22 protein-coding genes are annotated in these 23581 nt (G+C 67.5%); 8 read left to right on the top strand and 14 right to left on the bottom strand.

Annotated elements, in window-relative coordinates; genetic code table 11:
- Window positions 1-267 precede the first annotated feature (267 nt).
- The gene (locus IE243_RS01260) at window positions 268-753 is read left to right on the top strand and encodes a peroxiredoxin (protein WP_191317524.1); all 486 of its coding nucleotides are present in this window, start codon (window positions 268-270) and stop codon (window positions 751-753) included.
- A 54-nt stretch (window positions 754-807) separates the two neighbouring features.
- Here the strand turns inward: IE243_RS01260 and rnhA are convergent, their stop codons facing one another.
- From rnhA to ispH, 3 genes are read right to left on the bottom strand one after another with little or no spacing between them, the layout of a single operon-like run.
- Window positions 808-1251 (bottom strand): ribonuclease HI, encoded by a 444-nt coding sequence (gene rnhA / locus IE243_RS01255; RefSeq protein ID WP_191317523.1) that lies wholly within the window; start codon window positions 1249-1251, stop codon window positions 808-810.
- Window positions 1248-2213 (bottom strand): homoserine kinase, encoded by a 966-nt coding sequence (locus IE243_RS01250; protein ID WP_191317522.1) that lies wholly within the window; start codon window positions 2211-2213, stop codon window positions 1248-1250. The genes rnhA and IE243_RS01250 overlap by 4 nt, the downstream gene beginning before the upstream one ends.
- A gap of 2 nt (window positions 2214-2215) precedes the next feature.
- The gene (gene ispH / locus IE243_RS01245) at window positions 2216-3178 is read right to left on the bottom strand and encodes a 4-hydroxy-3-methylbut-2-enyl diphosphate reductase (protein WP_191317521.1); all 963 of its coding nucleotides are present in this window, start codon (window positions 3176-3178) and stop codon (window positions 2216-2218) included.
- A 506-nt stretch (window positions 3179-3684) separates the two neighbouring features.
- Here ispH and IE243_RS01240 point away from each other — a divergent pair.
- Window positions 3685-5595: a monovalent cation:proton antiporter-2 (CPA2) family protein gene (locus IE243_RS01240; protein WP_191317520.1), complete on the top strand. Its 1911-nt coding sequence runs from the start codon at window positions 3685-3687 to the stop codon at window positions 5593-5595.
- A 188-nt stretch (window positions 5596-5783) separates the two neighbouring features.
- Here IE243_RS01240 and purD read toward each other — a convergent pair whose 3' ends face one another.
- Window positions 5784-7073 carry a phosphoribosylamine--glycine ligase gene (gene purD, locus IE243_RS01235; RefSeq protein WP_191317519.1) on the bottom strand — a complete coding sequence of 430 codons (1290 nt, stop codon included), beginning with the start codon at window positions 7071-7073 and terminating at the stop codon, window positions 5784-5786.
- A 329-nt stretch (window positions 7074-7402) separates the two neighbouring features.
- Window positions 7403-8182, bottom strand: coding sequence for a thioredoxin domain-containing protein (locus tag IE243_RS01230; protein ID WP_191317518.1), 780 nt, complete (start codon window positions 8180-8182; stop codon window positions 7403-7405).
- 140 nt (window positions 8183-8322) lie between these two features.
- Here IE243_RS01230 and IE243_RS01225 point away from each other — a divergent pair, with 140 nt between their 5' ends.
- Entirely contained in the window at window positions 8323-8670 is a 348-nt protein-coding gene (locus IE243_RS01225; RefSeq protein WP_191317517.1) for a VOC family protein, read from the top strand.
- Between the two features lie 51 nt (window positions 8671-8721).
- On the opposite strand, the gene IE243_RS01220 is transcribed toward IE243_RS01225, so the two are convergent.
- Both IE243_RS01220 and IE243_RS01215 read right to left on the bottom strand, forming a co-directional pair.
- The gene (locus tag IE243_RS01220; protein WP_191317516.1) at window positions 8722-8928 is read right to left on the bottom strand and encodes a SlyX family protein; all 207 of its coding nucleotides are present in this window, start codon (window positions 8926-8928) and stop codon (window positions 8722-8724) included.
- 249 nt (window positions 8929-9177) lie between these two features.
- The gene (locus IE243_RS01215; RefSeq protein ID WP_191317515.1) at window positions 9178-10308 is read right to left on the bottom strand and encodes a M20/M25/M40 family metallo-hydrolase; all 1131 of its coding nucleotides are present in this window, start codon (window positions 10306-10308) and stop codon (window positions 9178-9180) included.
- A 395-nt stretch (window positions 10309-10703) separates the two neighbouring features.
- Between IE243_RS01215 and IE243_RS01210 the strand changes: the two genes are divergently transcribed.
- The 3 genes from IE243_RS01210 (at window position 10704) to IE243_RS01200 (ending at window position 13571) form a co-directional block, all read left to right on the top strand.
- Window positions 10704-11243, top strand: coding sequence for a TRAP transporter small permease subunit (locus IE243_RS01210; protein ID WP_191317514.1), 540 nt, complete (start codon window positions 10704-10706; stop codon window positions 11241-11243).
- A 45-nt stretch (window positions 11244-11288) separates the two neighbouring features.
- Window positions 11289-12779 carry a TRAP transporter large permease gene (locus IE243_RS01205; RefSeq protein WP_191317513.1) on the top strand — a complete coding sequence of 497 codons (1491 nt, stop codon included), beginning with the start codon at window positions 11289-11291 and terminating at the stop codon, window positions 12777-12779.
- A gap of 159 nt (window positions 12780-12938) precedes the next feature.
- A complete protein-coding gene (locus tag IE243_RS01200) occupies window positions 12939-13571 on the top strand; it encodes a methylated-DNA--[protein]-cysteine S-methyltransferase (RefSeq protein ID WP_191317512.1) in 633 nt (210 codons plus the stop codon).
- Between the two features lie 224 nt (window positions 13572-13795).
- Here IE243_RS01200 and serA read toward each other — a convergent pair whose 3' ends face one another.
- Window positions 13796-15034 carry a phosphoglycerate dehydrogenase gene (gene serA, locus IE243_RS01195; RefSeq protein ID WP_191317511.1) on the bottom strand — a complete coding sequence of 413 codons (1239 nt, stop codon included), beginning with the start codon at window positions 15032-15034 and terminating at the stop codon, window positions 13796-13798.
- A gap of 195 nt (window positions 15035-15229) precedes the next feature.
- Here serA and xseA point away from each other — a divergent pair, with 195 nt between their 5' ends.
- Window positions 15230-16783, top strand: a complete 1554-nt coding sequence (xseA, locus tag IE243_RS01190; RefSeq protein WP_191317510.1) for an exodeoxyribonuclease VII large subunit — start codon at window positions 15230-15232, stop codon at window positions 16781-16783.
- Window positions 16784-16938: 155 nt separating this feature from the next.
- Entirely contained in the window at window positions 16939-17157 is a 219-nt protein-coding gene (locus IE243_RS01185) for a DUF2093 domain-containing protein (RefSeq protein WP_191317509.1), read from the top strand.
- Window positions 17158-17346: 189 nt separating this feature from the next.
- On the opposite strand, the gene lpxK is transcribed toward IE243_RS01185, so the two are convergent.
- From lpxK to ubiA, 6 genes are all read right to left on the bottom strand, one after another.
- Window positions 17347-18369 carry a tetraacyldisaccharide 4'-kinase gene (gene lpxK, locus IE243_RS01180; protein WP_191317508.1) on the bottom strand — a complete coding sequence of 341 codons (1023 nt, stop codon included), beginning with the start codon at window positions 18367-18369 and terminating at the stop codon, window positions 17347-17349.
- The gene (locus IE243_RS01175) at window positions 18369-19658 is read right to left on the bottom strand and encodes a 3-deoxy-D-manno-octulosonic acid transferase (protein ID WP_191317507.1); all 1290 of its coding nucleotides are present in this window, start codon (window positions 19656-19658) and stop codon (window positions 18369-18371) included. The genes lpxK and IE243_RS01175 overlap by 1 nt, the downstream gene beginning before the upstream one ends.
- On the bottom strand, window positions 19655-20425 hold the full coding sequence (locus tag IE243_RS01170; protein ID WP_191317506.1) for a lysophospholipid acyltransferase family protein: 771 nt from the start codon (window positions 20423-20425) through the stop codon (window positions 19655-19657). The genes IE243_RS01175 and IE243_RS01170 overlap by 4 nt, the downstream gene beginning before the upstream one ends.
- Before the next feature lie 641 nt (window positions 20426-21066).
- Window positions 21067-21306, bottom strand: coding sequence for a DUF4170 domain-containing protein (locus IE243_RS01165; RefSeq protein WP_191317505.1), 240 nt, complete (start codon window positions 21304-21306; stop codon window positions 21067-21069).
- 206 nt (window positions 21307-21512) lie between these two features.
- On the bottom strand, window positions 21513-22400 hold the full coding sequence (locus tag IE243_RS01160; RefSeq protein ID WP_244642591.1) for an inositol monophosphatase family protein: 888 nt from the start codon (window positions 22398-22400) through the stop codon (window positions 21513-21515).
- A gap of 185 nt (window positions 22401-22585) precedes the next feature.
- Window positions 22586-23542 (bottom strand): 4-hydroxybenzoate octaprenyltransferase, encoded by a 957-nt coding sequence (ubiA, locus tag IE243_RS01155; protein ID WP_191317504.1) that lies wholly within the window; start codon window positions 23540-23542, stop codon window positions 22586-22588.
- Between the last annotated feature and the right edge of the window lie 39 nt (window positions 23543-23581).

Genomic DNA, 23581 nt, shown 5'->3' with positions numbered 1-23581 from the left:
CTACAGGGGATTGTGGCCCGTCCCGGCTGTGGCGATCATTGCGATGAAACGCGACCCGGGAACCGGCGCGGATGACATCACGCCCGTCCCGTCCTATTCATGCACTGCGTCTGTCAGCGGCCCGTTGGCCGCCCTTTTGGGGGAACAGGACAAGGGAGCAAGGCTTTTTCAGGCGAGCGCATCGCCAGAAGCGTGTTCGCAGCCTGTTGTGACGCATGCGCCAGAACGACACAAACCTCTGATGACAAAGACTATCCGGGAGTTACCATGACGATCCAAGTCGGCGACCGCCTTCCGCAAGCCACGTTCCGCGTCATGACCGCCGAAGGTCCGGCAGCCAAATCGACGGATGACCTGTTCGCGGGCCGCCGTGTCATCCTGTTCGCCGTTCCGGGCGCCTTCACGCCAACCTGCCATCGCAATCACATGCCCGGCTTCGTCACCCACGCCAGCGAACTCAAGGCGAAGGGCGTGGACGCCATTTACGTCACCGCCGTCAACGACGTGTTCGTCATGGACGCCTGGCTGAAGGCCAGCGGCGCGGAGGGCAAGGTTGAAGGCCTGTCGGACGGCAACGCTGATTTCGCCAAGGCTATCGGCCTGACCATGGACGGTTCAGGTTTTGGCCTCGGCGTCCGCTCGCAGCGCTATTCCATGGTGGTGAAGGACGGCGTGGTCGAGCAGCTCAATGTGGAGGCTGTCTCCGGCAAGGCCGACGTCTCGACCGCCGAGCATCTGCTCAACAATCTGTAAGACCATGTCAGGCGGGGCGGAACGCCGCCTCGCCTGCCTGACGGCGCCCTGGCGTCAGGCCGCCTTGTAAGGCGCCATGCCCTGGCGGGCCAAAGCGTCGACGCGCTCGTTTTCCGCATGGCCGGCATGGCCCTTGACCCAGTGCCAGGCCACGTCGTGACGCTCCTGCGCCGCGTCGAGCCGCCGCCACAAATCCTCGTTCTTCACTGGTTTGCGGTCAGCGGTCTTCCAGCCCTTCGCCTTCCAGCCGCGCAGCCACGAGGTAATGCCGTTGCGCACATACTGGCTGTCGGTCCATAGGTCGACGGCGCAGGACCGGTTCAGCGTCTCCAGCGCCATGATGGCGGCCATCAGCTCCATGCGGTTGTTGGTGGTGAGCGCCTCGCCGCCGCTCAGCTCCTTCTCCACGCCACGGAACATCAGCAGCACGCCCCAGCCGCCCGGGCCCGGGTTGCCGCTGCACGCGCCATCCGTATAGATCGTCACGCGTTCGCTCACGCTGACAGTCCATAGTCGGAAGCGGCGGTCACGCTGCGGTGGAAGGCCAGCTTGCGGTCGTACTCCAGCGGATCTTTCGGTTTCACCAGCACGCCCGGCGGCACGTTGAGCCAGTCGACCAGCCGGGTCAGCAGGAAGCGCAACGCCGCGCCCCGGCACAGCAGCGGCAGGGCGGCGACCTCCTCCGGCGTCAGCCGGCGCACGCTCTGGTAGCCGGCGAGCAGGGCCTGGCCCTTGGTGAGGTTGAAGGAGCCGTCGGCCTCGAAGCACCACGCGTTGAGGCAGATGGCCACGTCATAGGCCAGCGCGTCATTGCAGGCGAAGTAGAAGTCGATGACGCCGGAAAGCTTTGGCCCGATGAAGAACACATTGTCGGTGAACAGGTCGGCGTGGATGACGCCGGACGGCAACCCCTGCGGCCAGTTCGCCTCCACGTCCGCCAGCGCCGCGCTGATACGCGCGCCAAGCCCCGGCGCGATATCGTCGGCGCGCCCGTCCACCGTGTCGGACAACGGTCGCCAGCCAGCAACCCCGAGAGCATTCGGACGGCTCAGGGCAAAACCCCGTGCCGCTTCATGCAGGCCGGCCAGCGCAACGCCGAGTTCCCGGCAATGACCGACGCCGGGTTTGCGCACCGAGACGCCGTCGAGGAAAGTGACGATGCAGGCGGGACGGCCAGCCAGTTGGCCCAGCGCCTCACCATTGCGATTCTTGACCGGCAGCGGGCAGTTCACGCCGCGCGCCGCAAGATGCTCCATCAGCCCGATGAAGAACGGCAGGTCGTCCGGGTTCACCCGCTTTTCGTACAGGGTGAGGATGAAGGATCCGGCCTCCGTGCGCAGCAGGAAATTGGAGTTCTCCACCCCCTCGGCAATGCCCTTCAGCGACAGCACCGCGCCCATGTCATAGCCATCGATGAAGGCCGCGAGCTCTTCATCGGCAATCTCGGTGTAAACGGCCACGATTACTCCGCGGGTTCGGCGCGCAACTCGCGCGGCAGCGGGAAGAAGACGCTTTCGTCGGCGGTGGAGACGCTCTCGACATGCACGTCATAGCGCTCGGCGAAGGCGTCGATGATTTCCTCAACCAGCACCTCGGGCGCCGAGGCGCCGGCGGTGACGCCGAGGCTGGAAATATTGCCGAACAACGCCCAGTCGATGTCCTCCGCCCGCAGGATCAGCCGCGAGACGCGGCAGCCGGCGCGCTCCGCCACCTCCCGCAACCGCTGTGAGTTGGAGGAATTGGGCGATCCAACGACGATCATCGCCTCCACCTGGGGCGCGACGCGCTTCACAGCTTCCTGGCGGTTGGTGGTGGCGTAGCAGATGTCTTCCTTGTGCGGCCCCACCACCTCGGGGAAGCGCGCCTTCAGCGCCTCGACGATCTGCTGGGTGTCATCGACGGAGAGGGTCGTCTGGGTGACATAGGCCAGGATGGCGGCGAGCGCCGGATCGATCCGCGCCACGTCCTCCACCGTCTCCACCAGGGTGATGCTGCCTGGGGGCAATTGCCCCATGGTGCCAATCACCTCGGGGTGGCCGGCGTGGCCGATCAGGATGATGTGCCGGCCGCGCCGCCGGTGCACCTCGGCTTCGCGATGCACCTTGGTGACCAGCGGACAGGTGGCGTCGATGGCGAAGAAATTGCGCGTCGCCGCTTCGTCCGGCACCGATTTCGGCACGCCATGGGCGGAGAAAATCACCGGCGCCCTGGTGTCGGGAATTTCAGACAGTTCGTCGACGAAGATTGCGCCCTTGCGACGCAGGCTCTCCACCACATACTTGTTGTGGACGATCTCGTGCCGCACATAGACCGGCGGACCATAGACGGCCAGCGCTTTCTCCACGGCGTCGATGGCCCGCACCACGCCAGCGCAGAAGCCACGCGGCGCGCAGATCAACACGTCAAGGCGCGGTTTCGCCGTCATGCCTTCACCCAGTCGACCAACTGGCCGCTCCTCTGGTCAACGTCCTGCCTGGCGGCGGCGCGATCGTCCGGTTTGGGGCCGGTCATGATGTGCAGTCCCTGAAGCGATATGCGCCGTGAAGCGACAGAGCCGAAGCGGCGGGCCAGAAACCCGGCCCCGTGCATCTGCTGACAGGCTCTATCCCATCGCCGGCGCGCGGTCACCCTGTCCCAAGCGATGTGGCCGCCCAGTCCCGGCCTGTCAAGAACGGCGCCGGGCGCGTGGGGCCGGCTTTTGCAACGCGTCGTGCTTTTGGTGTTGGGCGCGAGGGAAATGCGGTGGCATAACATAAACCCGGCTGGAGCCAGATCCGCGCATATGCGCCGTTTTGCACGCCGTCTTTTGGGTTGGTGCGTTTTCCAGACGCAAAGAGACGTCCACTTTGCGTCAGGAAAACGCTCCAAAGCCGGCTACAGCTGCTGAAGCCTCCTGCTTCGCCATACGCCCCGGACGACAGAACGGATCTGATGACCGACCCCGCCAGCCACACCAGCTTCATTGAGCCCATTCTCGTCTTCTGCGGCGCGGCCGCCGTCGCCGTGCCGCTGTTCCGGCGCATCGGCCTCGGCTCCATCATCGGTTATCTGGTGGCCGGCGTGGTCATCGGCCCCTGGGGCCTGCAGCTGGTGTCCGAGCCGGAGGCCATCCGCGGCGTCGCCGAGTTCGGCGTCGTGCTGCTGCTGTTCATTATCGGGCTGGAGCTGAAAATCTCCAGCCTGTGGTCGATGCGGCGCGATATCTTTGGCCTCGGCGCGGCGCAGCTGCTGTTATGCGGCGCCGCCCTCGCGGCGGGCGCCTGGTTTGTCGGCTACGGACCGAAGGAGGCGACCGTCGCCGGCATGGCGCTTGGCCTGTCGGCCACCGCCATTGCCCTCGGCATCCTCGGCGAACGCGGCGAAACCCGCTCTCCCTATGGCCAGCGCACCTTCGCCGTGCTGCTGTTCCAGGACCTGTCGATCGTCCCCATCCTCGCCATCGTGCCGCTGATGGCCAACGTCACATCGTCTGAAACCCACTCCATGGCGTCGCAGATGGCGTCAATCGGCATGGCGCTTGGCGGCGTCATCGTCATCGTGCTGGTGGGCCGTTACCTGCTGAACCCGATCTTCCGCGTTCTGGCCGCCAGCGGCGCCCGTGAAGTGATGACCGCCGCCGCCCTGCTGGTGGCGCTGGGCGCGGCGGTGTTGATGGAGCGCGTCGGACTCTCCATGGCCATGGGCGCGTTTCTGGCGGGCGTGCTGCTGGCTGAATCGAATTTCCGCCACCAGCTCGAAGCCGACATCGAACCGTTCCGCGGCCTGCTGCTTGGCCTGTTCTTCATGAGCGTCGGCATGTCGATCAACCTCGGCCTGGTGGGTGAGAACGCCCTGCCGCTGGCCCTGGCCGCCATCGCCATGGTGGCGGTGAAGATCGGCCTGGTCTCCGGCCTCGCCCGCGTCTCAGGTTCGCCCTGGCGTGATTCGCTACGCATCGGCGCCCTGCTGGCCACGGCTGGCGAATTCGCCTTCGTCCTGTTCCCCACGGCCCAGGGGCTGGGGCTGCTGACGCCCGATCACGCCCAGATGCTGATTTCGCTCGCCGCGCTGTCGATGTTGCTGGCTCCGATCGCCGCCAAAGCCATCGACGCGGCGCTGCTGCGCCGCTCCGCCGCCACCGAAGACGCCGGTGCCCCGGATCTGGACAATGGCGAAACCACAAGCGGCGGCGTCATCGTCATCGGTTTTGGCCGTTTCGGTCAGGTGGTCAATCAGGTGCTGCTCGCCGGCAATGTCGACGTGACGGTCATCGACCACAATGTCGAGCGCATCCGCCAGGCCAGCAGCTTCGGCTTCAAGGTGTTTTACGGCGACGGCGCCCGCACCGACGTGCTGCACGCCGCCGGCGCCGAGCGGGCCGCCGTCATCTGCATCTGCGTCGATCACGCCGAGACCGGAACGCTGATCGCCGAGCTGGTGCACAACGAGTTTCCGCGCGCCCGCACCATCGTCCGCGCCATTGATCGCGAGCACGCCATCGCCCTGATGAAGTTGCCGGTGGACTACCAGATCCGCGACACTTTCAAATCGGCGCTCACCTTTGGCCGGGCGACGCTGGAAACTCTGGGGATGGATTTCGAGCAGGCCGAAACCGTGCAGGAAGACGTGCGCAAGCGCGACGTCGCCCGCCTGGTGCTGCAAAGCGAACAGGGTTTCATGAGCGGTCTGGAGCTGCTGCACGGCTCATCGATCCGCCCGGAGCCGCTGTCGCGCCCCCGCAAACGCTCCCGGGCCCTGAACGCCGAAACCCGGGGCCTGCTGGACGCCAGCGACGCTGACGACGACAGGGGCGGCGGCGACGATCCCTCCCTGCTGGGTTCACGCGGCTCACTCGGGATCTGAGGCAAGCCTCTGTAACCAGCTCTGGAATCAGCCAGGACCAGGACTGGACCGATGCGGGATCGCCCGTGGAGCCAAACGTCGCGCCAGCCTGGTCCAGCGCGACGCCGGTTTGCTGACGACAAAGAAAAAGCCGCCCGGAACATCCAGGCGGCCATCATCTTCAGCGCTCTGTCAGGACGATCCGGCCTTCAGCCGCCCTGCTGCTCGCGCGCCACCGCCCGGTAGCCAATATCGCGACGGCAAAAACCCTGCGGCCAGTTGATCTGGTCCACCGCCTCATAGGCGCGGCGCTGGGCCTCGATCACCGAAGCGCCGCGCGCCGTCACCGCCAGCACGCGCCCGCCGGCCGCCGTCAGGGCGCCGTCGACGGTCTTCGTGCCGGCGTGAAACACCATCACGTCCGGGCCAGCGGCTTCGTCGACGCCACGGATCACCGAACCGGCCCTCACCGCGCCCGGATAGCCGTCCGCCGCCATCACCACCGTCAACGCCGCCTCATCCGACCAGGCAAGCTGCTCCGGCGGCAGCGCGTCGAGGCCGCCATCGATGGCGGCCAGCATCACCTGCACCAGGTCGCCGCGGAAACGCAGCATCAGCACTTGGCATTCCGGGTCGCCGAAGCGCGCGTTGTACTCGATCAGCTTGGGCCCCTCGGCGGTGAGGATCACCCCGGCGTAGAGCACGCCCACATAGGGCGCGCCGCGCTGGGCCATGCCCGCCACCGTCGGCGCGATGATGCGGTCCATGATCTGCTGGTGGACCTCAGACGTCACCACCGGCGCCGGCGAATAGGCGCCCATGCCGCCCGTGTTCGGGCCGCGATCGCCGTCGAACACCCGCTTGTGGTCCTGGGCGTCGCCGAAGGGAATGAACGATTTGCCGTCGGTGATGGCGAAGACGCTGGCCTCCTCGCCGCTCATGAATTCCTCGACGACGACGGCGGCGCCAGCCTGCCCCAGTCCGCCGCCGAACATCATGTCCAGCGCCTCTTCGGCCTGGGCCAGCGTCTCGGCCACCACCACGCCCTTGCCGGCGGCAAGGCCATCGGCCTTGATGACGATCGGCGCGCCTTTTTCGCGCACATACGCGCGGGCCGCGGCCAGGTCCTCAAACCGGGCGAACGCCGCGGTGGGAATGCCGTATTCGGCGCACAGCTCCTTGGTGAAGCCCTTGGAGCCCTCCAGTTGCGCGGCCGTCTTGCGTGGGCCGAAAGCCTTGAGGCCCGCTGCGGCGAGATCATCAACGAGGCCAGCCACCAGCGGCGCCTCGGGGCCAACGACCACCAGGCCGATGGCGCGGGCGCGGCAAAAATCGATCACCGCCGCGTGGTCGCTCGCGTCGAGCGCGACGTTCTCGCCAAGCGTCGCCGTGCCCGGGTTGCCGGGCGCGATGAAAAGCTTGTCGCATGAGGGAGATGCAGCCAACTTCCACGCCAGCGCATGTTCGCGGCCGCCCGAGCCAATGAGCAGGATATTCATGGCCGCGCTTATAAAGAAACTGCCGGGTCATGGATAGCGCCCCGGCGCCTGAAGCAGGCGCGATTCACGCCTGGCGGCGAACCGGCCCCCTCCCCTTGCCGGCTGGCCCGCCCCTGAACTGATGCGTCGGTCGGGGGCCTGGCGGGGCGGATAGCCCGAGTTGAACGGGAGCGCCGACTCATTTTGGCTGAATGCGTTTTCCCCAGCCCCCTGGGCCTGGGGAAGAACACGGGCTGTGACCTGGGCCGGGGCTTCGACCTGAGCCTGGACTTTGACCTGGACTTTGACCTGGGCATGCTCGCGCCGCTTGCCCGCGCTCTTTGCCCATTTCAGCCCTTGCAGACCGGCTCCTCGCAGTCGCGCATGGCGGCGACAATGCCGCCGAGGGTTTTCGGGCCAGGATATCCTTGGATGCTGACGCCGCCGGTGATGAACGACGGCGTCGCCGACATGCCGAGCGACGCGGCCAGTTTCATCTGCGCCTTCAGGGCCATGGCGGTTTTTTCATCGTCAGCGACGCGCTGGACGTCAGCGAAGGTCGCGCCGGTTTTCTTGCCTTCGGCGGCGTCGCTCCGCCGTCCGTCCATCACCACCCTGGCGGCGGCCAGCGCGGCGGCTCCATCGGCGCGGCCCTTGCGGGAAAACATCGCCCGGTAAAAATCATAGGCAATCTGCGGGCCCATGGTGCGCAACAGCGCCATTTCGACCTTGGCCGCCTGTGCGGACGCGGGGGAGAGAATCGGATTGTTCATGAAACCGATGCGCACGTCGCCCGCATCCGCCATCAAGGCGTGCAGGTCGCGCGCCGTCGCGTGGCACCAGGGGCAGTTGTAATCATAGACTTCGATGATGGTGACGTCCGGCTGGGCGGCGCCCATCCAGAACACGCCGGGCAGACGCTCAATCTCCGAGGTCAACTCCACCGGCAGCCGCATGTTGGGCAATGGCGCGCCATCCCGGTCCTTCAGGTCGTACCAGTGATCCGCCCCCTGGCCGCCTGTCTGGCCGCTTGCCTGGACACCCGCGCCCACAGCGAAAAGCGCCCCCAGCCCCCCGAGCAACGCTGTCCGCCGGCTCACCCACATCATCACGTCAAACCCTTCCAGCACGCCCAATCGCCCGGTCGATCCACAAAACGTCTATGCACAGGACAATGCGGCGTGGTCGTGTCGCGCACAACCATGGCCGGTCATCATGGTTTCCAGTTGCGCAACAGGCGGCGGCCGCCGCCCAAACTCTGGAGGTTTCCATGCCAGACGCCACGCCGGCGAAACTCGCCATCGACTATGTGGAGTTTTCCTCGCCCGACGTCGCCGCCACCACGGCTTTCTTCACCAACGCCTTCGGTTGGAATTTCGTCGATTATGGTCCGGATTATCAGGCGCTTGATGGCGCGGGCCTTGACGGCGGCGTCGCCCGGGCCAGCCTTGCGCCGCCGCTGGTGATCCTGAAAACCGACGTTCTCGAAGCCGCCCTGGCCCGGGTAAAAGCCGCCGGCGGCGTCGTCACCGCGGATATCTTTGACTTCCCCGGCGGCCGTCGTTTCCAGTTCCGCGAACCTGGCGGAACCGAATTCGCCGTCTGGTCCCCGACCTGACTGGCGCAACGCGCGCCGGCGTGGCTGTCACAACCCGATGATCGCCGCCGCCTACCAGTGCGGCGGCTTCGTTACCGGCGTATCCGGCGCGGTCTGCTCTTCCAGCAGCAGGAAGCGGCTGGTCAGCGCGTTCAATTTTTTGCCCATCTGATCAATGGTTTTCCACTGCTCAGCCAGCACCGACGACAGGTCCTCGATGGTTTTGTCCTGCTCGGCTATGCGGATTTCAAGCTCGGTCAGGCGTTCTTCGCCAGTCATGGCCGCGTTTCCTCAATGCAGGGCTGACGGGCGCGGAACCGGAAGCTGACTCCGCGCCACGCCCTGACCCATACATGCGCCGGCCGACGCGGCCAAGACCAGCGCCTGAAGACCAGCGCCTTAAGATCAGCGCCATTCCTGCCGGGTTCTGCCGGGCGCGGCGGTAACGCCCTTTGCCGGCGCGTTGCCTCCGGGAGCCGCCGCGTCCAACCGGAGACGCGTTGAAGCTCCCTGTGACTGGCGACGGGGTCAGTCCAGCGTCGCCAACAGTCCGGCGAACAGCCGTCCCCGGTCCGCCAGCGAATTCACCACGATGTGTTCGTTCAGCGTATGGGCGTTGGCGCCCAGCGCGCCGAGACCGTCGAGGGTGGGAACGCCCATGGCGCCGGTGAAATTGCCGTCCGAGCCGCCGCCCTGGCTGGCGTGCGGCAGGTCGAAGCCGAGTTCCGTGGCGATGGCTTTCGCCCGTTCGTACAGCGCCATGCCGCAGGCGTCCGGCTCCCACACCGGCCGGGTGACGCCGCGTGTCACGGTGAAACGGGCGCCGTCGCTCTCCCCGCTCATCGCCAGCATGGCGGCGACGCCGGCGTCCAGATCCTCCTGGCGGCGCGCCATGCTCAGCGCCTGGCCTGTGCAGGTGGACGGCACGCAATTCACCCATTCGCCGCCGTTGATAATGCCGACGCTGAAGGTGCAATTGCGCGTGGTCATGGCTTCGATATCGAGAATCCGCCGGGCCATTTCACGAATCGCCGAACGACCGGCGGAAAGCTGGGCGCCAGCATGGCTGGGCCGCCCCTCGGCGCGCAGATTGAACCGGGCGATGGCGTAACGCCCGGTCACCACGCCATTGTCGGTCAGCGATGGCTCCGGCACCAGCACGTAACGGTTGCGCCCCGCCTCCTGCTCGATCAGCTCACGGGCGCTGGGCGTGCCAACTTCCTCATCCGGCGTGAACAACACCGTCACCGGCAGCGGCGTCTGCCAGCCGGCGCGGGCGATCTGGCGAATCGCCTCCAGCGCCAGGTAGTTGCCGCTCTTCATGTCCATGATGCCGGGGCCGTAGCACAGGTCGCCTTCGCGCCGCACCGGCAGGCGCTGCAACGTTCCCACCGGATGCACCGTGTCGAAATGGCCAGCGATCAGAATGCCTGGCTCACCAAAGCGCGGATGCGGAAACCGCGCCCGGACGCAACCGGCGAACCCCATCCGGCCGGGAATTCGCTCAATGGTCGCCCCCATCGCCGCCAGATCAATGCTGGCCAGATCCAGCATGGCGTTGACGGCGGCGACGTCATGGGTGGGGCTCTCGCACATCACCCAGGGAATCAGGCCCTGCAGCATGGTTTCGGCGTCGAACGGCAATCCGGCGAAGTTCACGGCGTTTCTCCCGGCTGTTTTCCGGGCGCGCCCGGTTGCCCAACCATGACGCGTCCCGGCCCGCATTGCCAAGCTGATTTGCCAGATCGATTGGCCGGGCGCCCCTTGCTGAACCGGCGCACGGGCGGCAAAGAGCTGACCAGGTATTGGCCTCCGCGCACAGCGTATTCGTGCTCTGAATACCTGCCTCACGCCCCCTATGCCAAAAGTCTTGGTTGCGATCGCAAGGGAATCCGCTACTCCAGAATCGGTAGCTCCAGCTCCGGCTCCCGGACGCTTCCGCCACGCCCCTGACGCGACCCGCGCTCGTTGCGTTGAGGAAATGCACACAAATACAATAGCTTGACGCCCGTCTCCGGCCTGTTTTGACCGGAGCCTCGTTCAGGGAGACGACCATGCAGGGCCTGTTGGTTCTGAGCAGGGGCATCGATCAGCTCAGCCGCTGGCTGGGCTACGTGGCGAGCTGGCTGGTGCTGCTCACCGTGCTCATCAGCGCCGGCAACGCCACGGTGCGCTACCTGTTTCACTACAGCTCGAACGGCTGGCTCGAAATCCAGTGGTACATGTTCGGCGCCATGGTGCTGTTCGGCGCCTCATGGACCCTGGCCTGCAACGAGCATGTGCGCGTCGACGTGATTTACGGCTCGGTGTCGGAGCGGAAGCGGCTCTGGATCGACGCCATCGGCCTGACGGTGTTCCTGCTGCCGGTCACCATATTCCTCACCATTATCTGCTGGCGGTTTTTCCTCACCTCGTGGTTCTCGGGCGAATATTCGCTGAACGCCGGCGGCCTGATCCTGTGGCCGGCCAAGCTGGTTTTGCCCGCCGGCTTCTTTCTGCTGACGCTGCAGGGCGTTTCAGAGCTGATCAAACGCGTGGCGGCGCTGCGCGGCCTGACGGACATCGACACCAATTACGAAAAACCGCTGCAATAACAGCGCAACCGATGCCGGCAAGGCGGGGTCAGGGAGGTCCGAACCATGTTCGCATACGGGGTGCTGCCGCCGCTGATGTTCGCCGGCATGATCTGTTTCATGCTGCTTGGTTTCCCGGTGGCGTTCTCGTTGTCCGCCGTCGGACTGGCGTTCGGCGTGCTGGGGATCTTCACCGGACATTTCACGCCTGACTTCCTCACCGCCTTGCCGCTGCGGTTCTTCGGCATCATCTCCAACGACCTGCTGCTGGCCATCCCGTTCTTCACCTTCATGGGCGCGATCCTGGAGCGCTGCGGTCTGGCGGAGGATTTGCTGGAGGGCACCGGCAAACTGTTCGGCGCCATTCCTGGCGGCCTCGCCTATGCGGTGATCATTGTCGGCGCCATTCTCGGCGCCATCACCGGCACCGTGGCCGCCTCGGTGATCGCCATGGGCGTCATCTCGCTGCCGGTAATGATGCGCTACGGCTACGACATGCGCGTGGCCACCGGCGTCATCGCCGCCTCCGGCACCATCACCCAGCTGATCCCGCCGTCGCTGGTGCTGGTGATCCTCGCCGACCAGCTCGGCAAATCAGTCGGCGACATGTATCTGGGCGCCATCGGCCCCTCGCTGCTCCAGGTGGCGATCTTCATCCTCTACATCGTGGCGCTGTCGTTCCTGCGCCCCGGCGCCATGCCGCCGCTGCCGCCGGAAGCGCGCGGCGAGCTGAACCGCGCCCTGGTTTTCAGGGTGCTGTGGGGCATGATTCCGTCGATCGTGCTGATCTTCCTGGTGCTGGGCACCATCTTCCTCGGCCTCGCCACGCCGACGGAAGCCGGCGCCATGGGCGCGGTCGGCGCGCTGGTTCTGGCGGCGCTACACCGGCGGCTCACCTGGAAATTGTGCTGGGAGGGCATGGAGAACACCATGCGCCTCACCGCCATGGTGGTGTTCATCCTGATTGGCTCCACCTGCTTCAGCCTTGTTTTCCAGGGCATGGACGGCGGTCGCTGGATCGAGCACATGCTGTCGCACCTGCCTGGCGGTCAGATCGGCTTCCTGATCTTCGTCAATATCTTCATCTTCATTCTGGCGTTCTTCCTCGACTTCTTCGAGATCGCCTTCATCGTCATTCCGCTGCTGGCGCCCGTGGCCGCCAAGCTGGACATCAACCTGATCTGGTTCGGCGTGCTGATCTGCGTCAACATGCAGACCAGCTTCATGCACCCGCCCTTCGGCTTCGCCCTGTTCTATCTGCGCGGCATCGCGCCCAAGGCGGTGAAAAGCTCCGACATCTACTGGGGTTCGATCCCCTGGGTGGTCATGCAGTTGATCCTGGTGGCCATCGTGATCTTCTGGCCCAACTCCGTCACCTACTGGCTGGAGGACGTGAAGAAGATCGACGACAAGGCGGTGGAAGAGCAGTTCCGCAATCTGGGCGGCGCTCCCGCCCCTGGCCTCCCAGGCGCCCCCGGCCTTCCCGGCGCGCCCGGGGCTCCGGCCGCCCCCGGCGGCTTTGGCGGCCCGCCGGATGTCGGCGCGCCGAAATTCTGAGGCGCCCGCGACTGCCGGAAGCCGGCCGCTCCCAACGGTCGGGCCGCGGGTCGGGACGACAGCCCGCGCACGCACGACGACGCGACTTGCTCCCGCCATCCGTGTCTGTTGTTGTGTCCCTGCCTGATCTGGAGGCGCGCCAATCTGGAGACACCCGCCATGCTGCCAGCCCTGGAACCGCCGCCCGCCGCGCCGGCGCCGCAACGCCTGGTTCTCTCGCAGTGGCCGACGCCTGCCGGCATGGCGCTGCTGATCTGCGATGAAACCGGCGCCCTGCGGGTGTTCGACTGGGAAGGTTATGACGAGCGCATGCGCCGGCTGCTGGCGCGACATTACGGCCCTGTCGAGCCCGAAACCGGCGCAACGCCGGCTGACCTCGCCCACGCGCTCGACGCCTATTTCGGCGGCGACATCGCAGCTATCGACGCCATCCCCGTCGCCACCAACGGCACGGCGTTCCAGCGCCGGGTGTGGGCGGGCCTGCGCCGGATCCCCGCCGGGACAACCCTCAGCTACGGCCAGTTGACGGCGGCGATTGGCGCCCCGCCCACGGCGGTCCGGGCGGTGGGCCTGGCCAATGGCGCCAACCCCATTGGCGTCGTCGTGCCCTGCCACCGGGTGATCGGCGCCGACGGCACGCTCACCGGCTACGCTGGCGGCCTCGCCCGCAAGCGCTGGCTGTTGACCCACGAAGGCGCGGACTTCAACGACAAGCCAAAACGCGGCGATAAAAAAATCGAAGCGCCCCTGTCGGCGCTGCCCCTGTTCGCCATGCTGGGCGAGCCTGGATAGGGCAAATCCATCCCAGGAGGCTGCGTCGGGGCGACGCCCTGGCGACCGCCATCAGGCCCACGCCACAACGCGCCATGCCCCCAACGCCTCATGGCCGGGCTTGACCCGGCCATCCACGTTTTTCCACGCCGCGCGACCTCTCAGCACGGCAGCTCAACCTGTTCCGGCCAGGGCCGCCGCCGTCCACAACGTCGCGGGGCCTCCCCGAAACGCCAGGGCCGACCTCAGTACAGCAGCCGCGCCCGGATGGTGCCGTCAATGCCGCGCAGGTCGCCCAGCGCCGCCGCCGCGTGCTCGCCATCGCCTTCCGCGTCGAGCACCACATAGCCGATATCGCCCGCGGTCTGCAGATACTGGGCCGAGAGGTTCAGCTTGTGGCTGGAGAACACCTCGTTGATTCGCAGCATCACGCCGGGAACGTTGCGGTGCACGTGGATGAAGCGCGCGCCGCGCGGCGTTGGCGGCAGTTGCACCTGCGGGAAATTCACGGCCCCGAGCGTCGAGCCCACGTCGGAATATTCCACCAGCTTGCGCGCCACTTCTGCGCCGATGCGCTCCTGCGCCTCCTGGGTCGAGCCGCCGATGTGCGGCGTCAGGATGACGTTGGGCAGCCCCTGCAGCGGCGAGACGAACGCCTCCTTGTTGGAGCCTGGCTCCACCGGGAACACGTCGATGGCGGCGCCGGCCAGATGCTCATCGCGCAGCGCGGCGGCCAAAGCGTCGATGTCCACCACCTTGCCGCGCGCATTGTTGATGAGATAGGCGCCTGGCTTCATGGCGCGGATTTCCGCCTCGCCGATCATGTTGCGGGTGGCCGGGGTGTCGGGCACATGCAGAGAAACCACGTCGCTCTGGGCCAGCAGTTCCTGCAGGGTCTCCACCGGCTCGGTGTTGCCGTAGCGCAGGCGGTCGGTCTGGTCGTGGTAGATCACCCGCATGCCGAGCGCTTCGCCAAGCTGCGACAGCTGGCTGCCGATGTTGCCGTAGCCGACGATGCCCAGGGTCTTGCCGCGCACCTCATAGCTGCCGGTGGCCGACTTGTCCCATTTGGCGGCGTGCGCGCCCGTGGAGCGCTCGGGGATGCGGCGCATCAGCATGATGATTTCGCCGATGGTCAGCTCGGCCACCGAGCGCGTATTGGAGAACGGCGCGTTGAACACCGGCACGCCCCGGGCGGCGGCGGCCGGCAGGTTCACCTGGTTGGTGCCGACGCTGAAGCAACCGATGGCGATCAGGCGGTCGGCGGCGCCAATCACCTCGGCGGTGAGCTGGGTGCGCGAACGGACGCCGACGAGGCGCACGCCTTCCAGCGCCTTGCGCAGATCCTCGCCATCCAGCGCCGTGGTCAGGCGCTCCAGGTTGGTGTAGCCGGCGGCGCGCATCAGATCGACCGCCGTATCGCTGATCCCCTCCAGCAACAGGACGCGAATCTTGTCTTTGGCGAGGGACAACTGGCGGGACATGGGCTCGTCTCCTGGGCGGTGCGTGAGCGACGCGAAAAAAGGCGCGCCATCGGGGCGCGCTGGCTGAATAGCACCCTGACGACAAAAATTCCCGGAAATTTGTCACGGCCACGACCCCGGCGCATCCGCCAGTCGGGGGCAAGGCCGGCGTGGCGGCGTTTGCGGACTGTTCAGGGCGCCGGCAGGCCAGCTACAATGGCCGCCATGGCCCCGCCCCGCATCCCCAGAACCTCCTCCCGCGCCACCCGCTCCAGCCCGCCGGCCGACGATGGTCTGTTTGGCGTGGCCTCCACGGCGGACAACGGCTCCAACGCGCACGAATGGAGCGTCTCCAGCCTGTCCGGCGCCATGAAGCGGACGCTGGAGGACCAGTTCGGTCACGTGCGGCTGCGCGGCGAGGTCAGCGGCTATCGCGGCCCGCATTCGTCTGGCCATTGCTATTTCGCTCTCAAGGACGATGGGGCCCGCATCGACGCCGTGATCTGGAAAGGCGTGTTCGGGCGACTGCGCGTGCGTCCGGAGGAAGGCATGGAGGTGATCGCCACCGGGCGCGTCACCACCTTCCCCGGCCAGTCCAAATACCAGATCGTCGTGGAGCATCTGGAGCCGGCCGGCGTCGGCGCGCTCATGGCCCTGCTGGAGGAACGGCGGCGCAAGCTGGCGGCGGAGGGGCTGTTCGATGAAGCGCGCAAACAGATCCCGCCGTTCCTGCCCCGGGTGATCGGCGTCATCACCTCGCCCACCGGCGCGGTGATCCGCGACATCCTGCACCGGCTGGAAGATCGCTTCCCCCGCCGCGTCATCGTCTGGCCCGTGCGGGTGCAGGGCGAAGGCAGCGCCGCCGAGGTCGCCGCCGCCATCCATGGCTTCAACGCCTTGCCGGAAGGTCCGCCGGACGCAGCCCTGCCGCGACCGGACGTGCTGATCGTCGCCCGGGGCGGCGGCTCGCTGGAAGATCTGTGGGGCTTCAACGACGAAGCGGTGGTGCGCGCCGCCGCCGACAGCATGATTCCGCTGGTCTCGGCCGTCGGCCACGAAACCGACTGGACGCTGATCGACCACGCCGCCGACCTGCGCGCGCCCACCCCTACGGCCGCCGCCGAAAAGGTTGTGCCAGTGCGCATGGAGCTGCTGGCCCAGTTGGGCGACCTCGCCCGCCGTCATCACGGCGCGGCCGGCCGGCTGTCCCGCCAGCGTCACGACGCCCTGCGCGCGCTCGCCCGCGCCCTGCCGCGCCCCCATGCGGCGCTGGAAGGGCCGCGGCAACGGCTCGATCTGGCCGCGACCCGGCTGACCTCCGCCAGCGCCCGCCAGTTCGAAGCCGCCAGTCGTCGGCTGGGCCGCGCCGCCACCGCTCTCGCCCGCCACTCGCCATGGGCGGAGTTGCGGGCGCGCCGGGCGCGGTTCGACGCCTTCTCGGGCCGGCTCATGCCTGCCTGGAGCGTGGTGGAGCGTCAGCGCCGCGCCAGGCTGGAAACGCTGGAGCAGATGCTGCGCAGCCTCAGCTACAAGGGCGTGCTGGCGCGCGGTTTTGCCCTGGTGCGCACCCTGGAAGGCGCCCCGGTGCGCAGCGTCAGCGGCGCCCCGCCGGGGGCGCGCCTGGAATTGCAGTTCGTCGACGGCGCCGTGCGGGCCACAGTTCCCGACGGCGACGCCACGCCCGCGACGGCCAAAGACCCGCCATCCGCCAGACGCCGCGCGCGCCCCCGCAAGACTCAGGACGATGACACGCCGCTGCTGGACCTGTAAGACCAACCCCCAATGAGTCAGGCTCATGGGGGTTTGACGCCGCCAGAGCGGCGCCCGGGCGTTGCAGGTCGTGGATGCGTCAGCAGCTTCGCGATCTGGCGTCAGGAAGGCGCGAGCGATTTTTAACGCGGCCAGGCGGCCGCACGGAGCAGGACATGGACAGGTTGAACGCCGGCCAGAACGAAGCGAAGCTGCACTATGAATCTGGCGACTATCGCGTGATCCGCGCCGGCGATTTTGTCCGTTGCGCCGTGACGGGAACCCCAATTCCGCTGGACGAACTGCACTACTGGAGCGCTGAGCGCCAGGAGGCCTATCTGTCGCCCGCCGAGGTGCTGAAGGCCCACAAGCTCAAGCTCGGTCCGCAGCAGTAAGGCCAGGGCGCCGGCGCGCGCCGGCGACGGTCCAGCCGTCCGCTGGCGTCCGCCAGCCCGCCATGCTTCCGGGCCTCATGGCGGCGCCTGGCCCGGCCACCCACAAGGCCGCCGGCCCTTCCAGGCGGCGCGCCTGCGCCTGCCTCCCGCGTGAATGCCCGCAGCACGCTGGGCATGACACAGCCGCGCCTATCCGCCCAACACCCCCGCAAGCAAGGCGTCCAGCGCCGCGTCATCCGCGAACGCCAGCGTCACCGGCAGCACGGTCATCTGCGTCAGCATCGGCGCCAGGCCAAGATCGCCGGCCATGCGCGCCCCGTCCTTGGCGGTGGTGACCAGCGCGAGGCCCTCGCGGGCGGCGCGGGCCGCCAGCGGCGCCAGATCGGCGACGCTGTAAGGATGGTGGTCGCCAAAGGCGGCGAGATCGACCACCTCCGCGCCAACCTCCCGCAGGGTGGCGACAAATTTTTCGGGGCGGCCGATGCCGGCCAGCGCCAGCACCCGCCGGCCGGCCAGATGAGCGGCGACATCCGCATCCGGCCGCAACGCCGCCCGCAGCACCGGCTTGCCGCGCGCCTGCGCCCCCCGGGCAAGCGCCTCTCCCGCCTCGCCGGGCCCGATCACCACCACAGCATGCACAGACGGCCATTGCGCCGGCAACGGCGCCCGCAACGGCCCCGCCGGCACGACGCGACCATTGCCGACGCCGACGGCGCCATCGACCACAGCCAGGACCAGATCCTTGTGCAACGCCGGGTTCTGCAGGCCGTCGTCGAGAATGATCACATCTGCGCCCGCCTGGGCAGCGGCCAAAGCGCCGGCGAGGCGGTCACGGGCCACGAAGGTCGCCGCCGACGCCGCCAGCAGCAGCGGCTCGTCGCCGGCGAGGCGCGCGTCATGCACGGCCGGGTCGATGCGCGTAACGCTGTTGTGGCCCGATAGCGCGCCGCCATAGCCGCGACTGACGAAGGCGGGCCGCAAACCGCGCCGCGCCAGATGGGCGGCGATGCTGAGGGCGGTGGGCGTTTTGCCGGCGCCGCCGGCGACAAAATTGCCAACGCAGATCACCGGAATGCCGGCGTGACCGCCAGGCCTGGCCATGCGCCGCGCCGTCACGCCGCCATAGATGGCGGCGACCGGGGCCAGCAGGGCCATGGCGAGGCGCGCTGGCAAGCCGGGATTGCGCTGCTGCCAGAAGCCCGGCGCGCGCATCAGAGCCGCTCCAGCTCCATTTGCAGGATATAGGGTTCGATGGCCTGCAAGGTGCGTTCCAGCGCCCCGCCATAGCGATCGACCACACCGGCAGCGGCCCGCGTCATGTCGCGCCCGCGCGCCGCGTCCTGCAACAGCGTCGATATCGCCTCCGCCAGTTCCTCGGCGTCGGTCACCGGCACGGCGCCGCCGGCGCCGTCGAAAGCCGCATAAACGTCGCTGAAATTGTGCACATGCGGGCCATGCAGGATTGGCGTGCGCAGCTTGGCCGGCTCGATCGGATTGTGCCCGCCATGATTGACCAGCGAACCGCCAATGAAGGCGGCCTGGGCGAGGCGGAAATACAGGCCGAGTTCACCCATCACATCAATAATGTAAATCTCCGTGGCCGAGCCCGGGGCATAGCCTTCAGAGCGCAACATCGCCTCCAGCCCCTCCTCCTCGGCCATGCGCGCCACATCCTCGGCGCGATGGGGATGGCGGGGAGCGATGAAGGTCAGCAGATCGGGCCAGCGTTCCTTCAGCGTCATGTGCACGTAGCAGGCGATTTCATCTTCCACGCCGTGGGTGCTTGCCGCCAGCCAGACCGGGCGGCCGCTCACCTGCCCCTGCATCAACGCCAGCGTCTGGGTGTCGGCGGGCGGCGCCGGCGCGTCGAATTTCAGATTGCCGGCGATGGTGACGCGCGGCGCGCCAAGGCGGGCGAGACGCTCGGCGTCGGCTGGCGTCTGGGTCAGGGCGACGTCGATGCAGCCAAGCAGCGCCCGCGCCGTCTTCGGCGCCCGTTGCCAGCGCCGGAACGACCGCTCCGACATGCGACCGTTGACGAGGATCAGCGGCACGCCCCGTTTTTCCAGCGCTACGATCATGTTCGGCCACAGCTCGGATTCGGCCACCAGCGCCAGGTCCGGCTGCCAGTGATCGAGAAAGCGGCGGATGTAGCGCGGGGTATCCAGCGGCGCGAACTGGTGGAAAGCCCCGGGCGGCAACCGTTCGGCCAGCACGCCGGCCGAGGTCACGGTGCCGGAGGTGACAAGCACGGTAAAGCCGCGCTGGGTCAGCCGCTCGATGATCGGCAGGATGGAGATGGTTTCGCCAACGCTGGCCCCATGCAGCCATGCCAGACGACCGGCTGGGCGCGGCGTGTTGGCGACGCCGCGCCGCTCCGCGATGCGATCGCCGTCCTCCTTGCCGCGCCGCCGGCGCGCCGCCAGCAGCAACGGCGCGAAAGGCTCCGCCAGGGACATGGCGGCGCGATACAGGCGCAGGGTCAGCGGCGTATCGGTCATGGCGACTCTCCTGCGCGGGATCCCGCATCCGGGGCTGCCGGCTGATTTTCCAACGGCTTTTTGGCGCCAGGATCTGGCGTTCCCACCAGAGCGTAGGCGCGCGCGTGGACTGCATCCAACCCCTGTTCGACGGCAAGCCGGGCCGCCTCCATGGCGGCTTCGCCGGCGTCCGCCGGCACATGCACGGGCTCGCCGATGACGATGGCGCCGCGCCCGAACGGCAGACCGATCGAGGCGTGATCCCAGCTCCTGAAATCAATGCGCCGGCTGCTCACCACCGCCACCGGGCACACCGGCCGGCCAGACATGCGGGCCAACGCCACGACGCCCGGTCCACAGATACGGGAAACCTTGGGCACGTCGGCTGTCATCACCACCATTTCGCCGTTGGCCAGCGCCCGGCTCATGGCGATCAGCGCCCGCACGCCGCCCTTGTCACGGATCTGGCTGGCCTTGCGCGCGCCAGAGCCGCGAATGGCCCGCACGCCCAGGTGGCGGAGGGCAATGGCGTTAAACTCGCCGTCGCCGGAGCGCGACACCAGCGCCGCCGCCGGATCCTGCCGGCGTTTGGCGAAGGTGATCATGAAATGCTGCCCGTGCCACATGGCGGCGATCACCGGCATCTGGGGGCCAATACGATCATAGATGTCCGGCGGGTCCATCTGGAAACGGGTCGTCGCCTGGACAAGGTCGAGATAGCGCGCAAGCAGGAACCCAAGCGTTTCCTGCACCGCCCGCGACCGCCCAATGCGTTTGATGAGACCCATTCCGTAATTTCCGACCGGCTTCCGGCCTTGCTGGCGTCTGAGGATGGGCGCGCAGACAGTCGCGCAAGCCGCATCGAATCAGCAGGATAGCGCATTATCAGACGCAACTGGCGTCGCCACGTCCGAACGCGCGGGGCAATCAGGAGCCTGGAGCGATGTCCGGACCTGCCGATCTGTTTGCGAACGCCGCCAGCCATGGCGGCGCCCACGGGCGAGCGCGCTCCGTCGGCGCGCGCCGAAGCTGCTCAACCCGCGGTGGGTCGCGCGAAGATCCTGCCCGGACGCAAACGCCGCCTCTCACGCATCGCGTGATGGTGCGCGGCTCCAGATCGCCGAAAATTGCATGAAATGCAAGGGCTTTGCGCAGATTCGCGCCATCAACGCGCGGGTTAACCCTGCCAGGCGGGTTGCGGGGAAAACCGCCGTCTGGCGCCTTGCCCCTCGCGCCGGGCGTTTCGGCGACGCCGCATCCGCGCGCGGCGCTCCAGCCTGGCGCCAGATCGCGAACAGGCGGGCGCATCCCACGATCCACAAAACTCAGGTCGGCGCGCCGCATGCCCCGCCAGGGCGCGCCTTGCGCCGCCTGGGTCTGGCCCCCCCACCAAAAACCCCAGTGTGTCGGGCTCCCTGGGGTTTTGGCATTACGGGCCGGCGGTCTCGGGATCGATGAGGCGATGCAGGTGGACGATGAAATAACGCATCAGGGCGTTGTCGACGCTGCCCTGCGCCTTGCCCTTCCACGCCGCGTAGGCGCTGGCGTAGTCGGGGTACATGCCGACAATATCCAGCTTCTTGAGATCCCGGAACTCGATGTGCTCCAGGTCGGTGAGTTCTCCGCCAAACACAAGGTGAAGAAGCTGTTTTGACGATCCGTTTGCCATGAAAGCCTCTGTAACTGACTGCTTCAACCGCCGCGACGCCGCCCTGCCCGCGCATCTCCGGCCTGATGGCCGCCGCCGCCCCGGGCGCCGACGCATCAGGCCGATGGCACAGGCAGGAACCGGGGACTCCGGCAAACCCGCCCGGCCTGCAGCGCTTCCTCACCTGTTTATCTGGTCACCATGACAGTTGCGCCAGGCAGCGCCGGTCAGGTCCAGCCATTACGGCGCATGAGATCCTGCACGCCTTCCAGCACTTCGCCATGCAGCGGCGCGCCGGTCGAAACCAGGGTCTCGTGCTGCGGATCCCGCAAATTATACACTGGCCGGAAGCCGTCCAGCCCCGTCAACAGTCCTCCCGCCTCTTCTATGAGCAGATCGGCGGCCGCGATGTCCCAGTCGCGCGCATGCGCCGACACCAGGGCGATATCAAGGTCGTTGCTGGCCACCCGCGCCAGCCGCAACGCCAGCGACGGCAATCGGGGCATCCTGGTCAGCGCGCCGGTGTAACGCTCAAGCTTGTCGATCATCGGCCCCGGGCCGGCGGTGCGGGCGCCCCCCGCCTGCTCGCGCAGCGAAGCGGCGATGGGCGCGCCGTTCATTTCGGCCCCGGCGCCGCGCACGGCGCTGTAGTGCTCGCCCAGGGCTGGCGCATAAACCACGCCCGCCAGAGGCCGGCCCTTCTCCACCAGGGCGATCGCCACGGTCCAGTTACTGTCGCCGGCGCAATAGGCGCGCGTGCCGTCGATCGGATCGACGACCCAACACAGGTCATGGTCGAGACGGGCGCGGTCGTCGCGGGTTTCCTCGGAGAGCCATCCTGCGGAGGGAAACGCCGCCGTCAGGGTCTCCTTCAGATATGCGTCAACCGCTTCGTCTGCGTCGGACACCGGCGAATTGCCGGTCTTGTAACGCACCCTGGCGCTGGTCTGCTGGCCTGGACGGAACGAGGCCATGGCGATGTCGCCGCCGGCAATCGCCGCCTGGCGCATGACCACGCGCAGGGCCTCGGCGTCGGCGCCGCTGCCGGCCGTGCTGATGATGGGCGTACGGGCTGGGGGAATGCGCGCGGAGATCGGACAGGCTCCCTGGAGCATTTCAGCGAAGCGGACGCCGCCCCGCGTCAAAAAATGTCGACTTAAAAAGACGGAGCAAAACGCCAATCTGGCATGATCGTCTGTCTGCCCCGCGTGAAGAATACGCGGAACGCCAGATACATACGCCTGCGCTGGCTCGCTCACAAGGCGTTTCGCGCGCCTTGCCCTGTTGCGCCCCGCCGCGGTCAGGCCATCGCTGTCAACGCATCGGCGAGCAGGCCGGCGAGCAGAATCAGCCCGGCGTCGCGGTTGGAGCGGAACAGCCTCAGCGACCGGGCTGGCTCGTCCCGGGAAATGCTTCTGGTCTGCCAGGCCAGGTGAGCGGCGAAACCGGCGAGGCCCAGCCAGCCAGCGAGACCGACGCCCACGCCCCACAGGGCAAGCGCCAGCAGAACCACGACGGCTGCGTACAGCACGCCGACCGCCGTCCGCACATGGGCGCCGAACAACCGGGCCGAGGATTTGATGCCGGCGATCTCGTCGTCTTCCAGATCCTGAATGGCGTAGATGGTGTCATAGCCGATGGTCCACAGCACAGCCGCCGCGTACATGACCACGGGCGGCCAGGCCAGCGAGCCGGACGCCGCCGCCCACCCCACCAGCGCGCCCCACGAAAACGCCAGCCCCAGCACGAACTGCGGCATATGGGTGATGCGCTTCATGAACGGATAAACAGCCACGATCGCCAGGGAGCTGATCCCCAGCCAGATGGTGAAGCCGTTGAAGCACAACAGGACCGCGAGACCGATCAGGCATTGCAGCGCCATCGAGGCCAGCGCCTGACGCACCGTGATCTGGCCAGAAGGCAGCGGCCGCATGCGGGTGCGGGCCACCTTGCCGTCAAGGTTGCGGTCGGTGATGTCGTTCCAGGTTGAGCCGGCGCCGCGCATCGCCACGGCGCCGACGAAAAATAGCGCCATGTGGGCCAGATTGGGCCACGGATGTCCTGCGGCGATGGCCGCCAGGGTCGCCGACCACCAGCAGGGCAGCAGCAACAGCCACCAGCCGATCGGCCGGTCGACGCGGGCCATCTTGAGGAAAGGCCGCGCGGACGCCGGCGCGCGCCGGTCCACCCAATTGCCGCGATCCGCGTCTGGCAACGTCAACGGGTCGGCCGCCTGCCTGTCGATGGCGTCGTTCATGGCTTTGCCCCCTGAAACCTGATCCAGATCTGGTATTTC

The organism is Camelimonas fluminis (assembly GCF_014656355.1).
GTDB classification, from domain to species: domain Bacteria; phylum Pseudomonadota; class Alphaproteobacteria; order Rhizobiales; family Beijerinckiaceae; genus Camelimonas; species Camelimonas fluminis.
The sequence above is the reverse complement of the archived record's forward strand: the minus strand, read 5'-3'. Positions and strand labels throughout refer to the sequence as shown.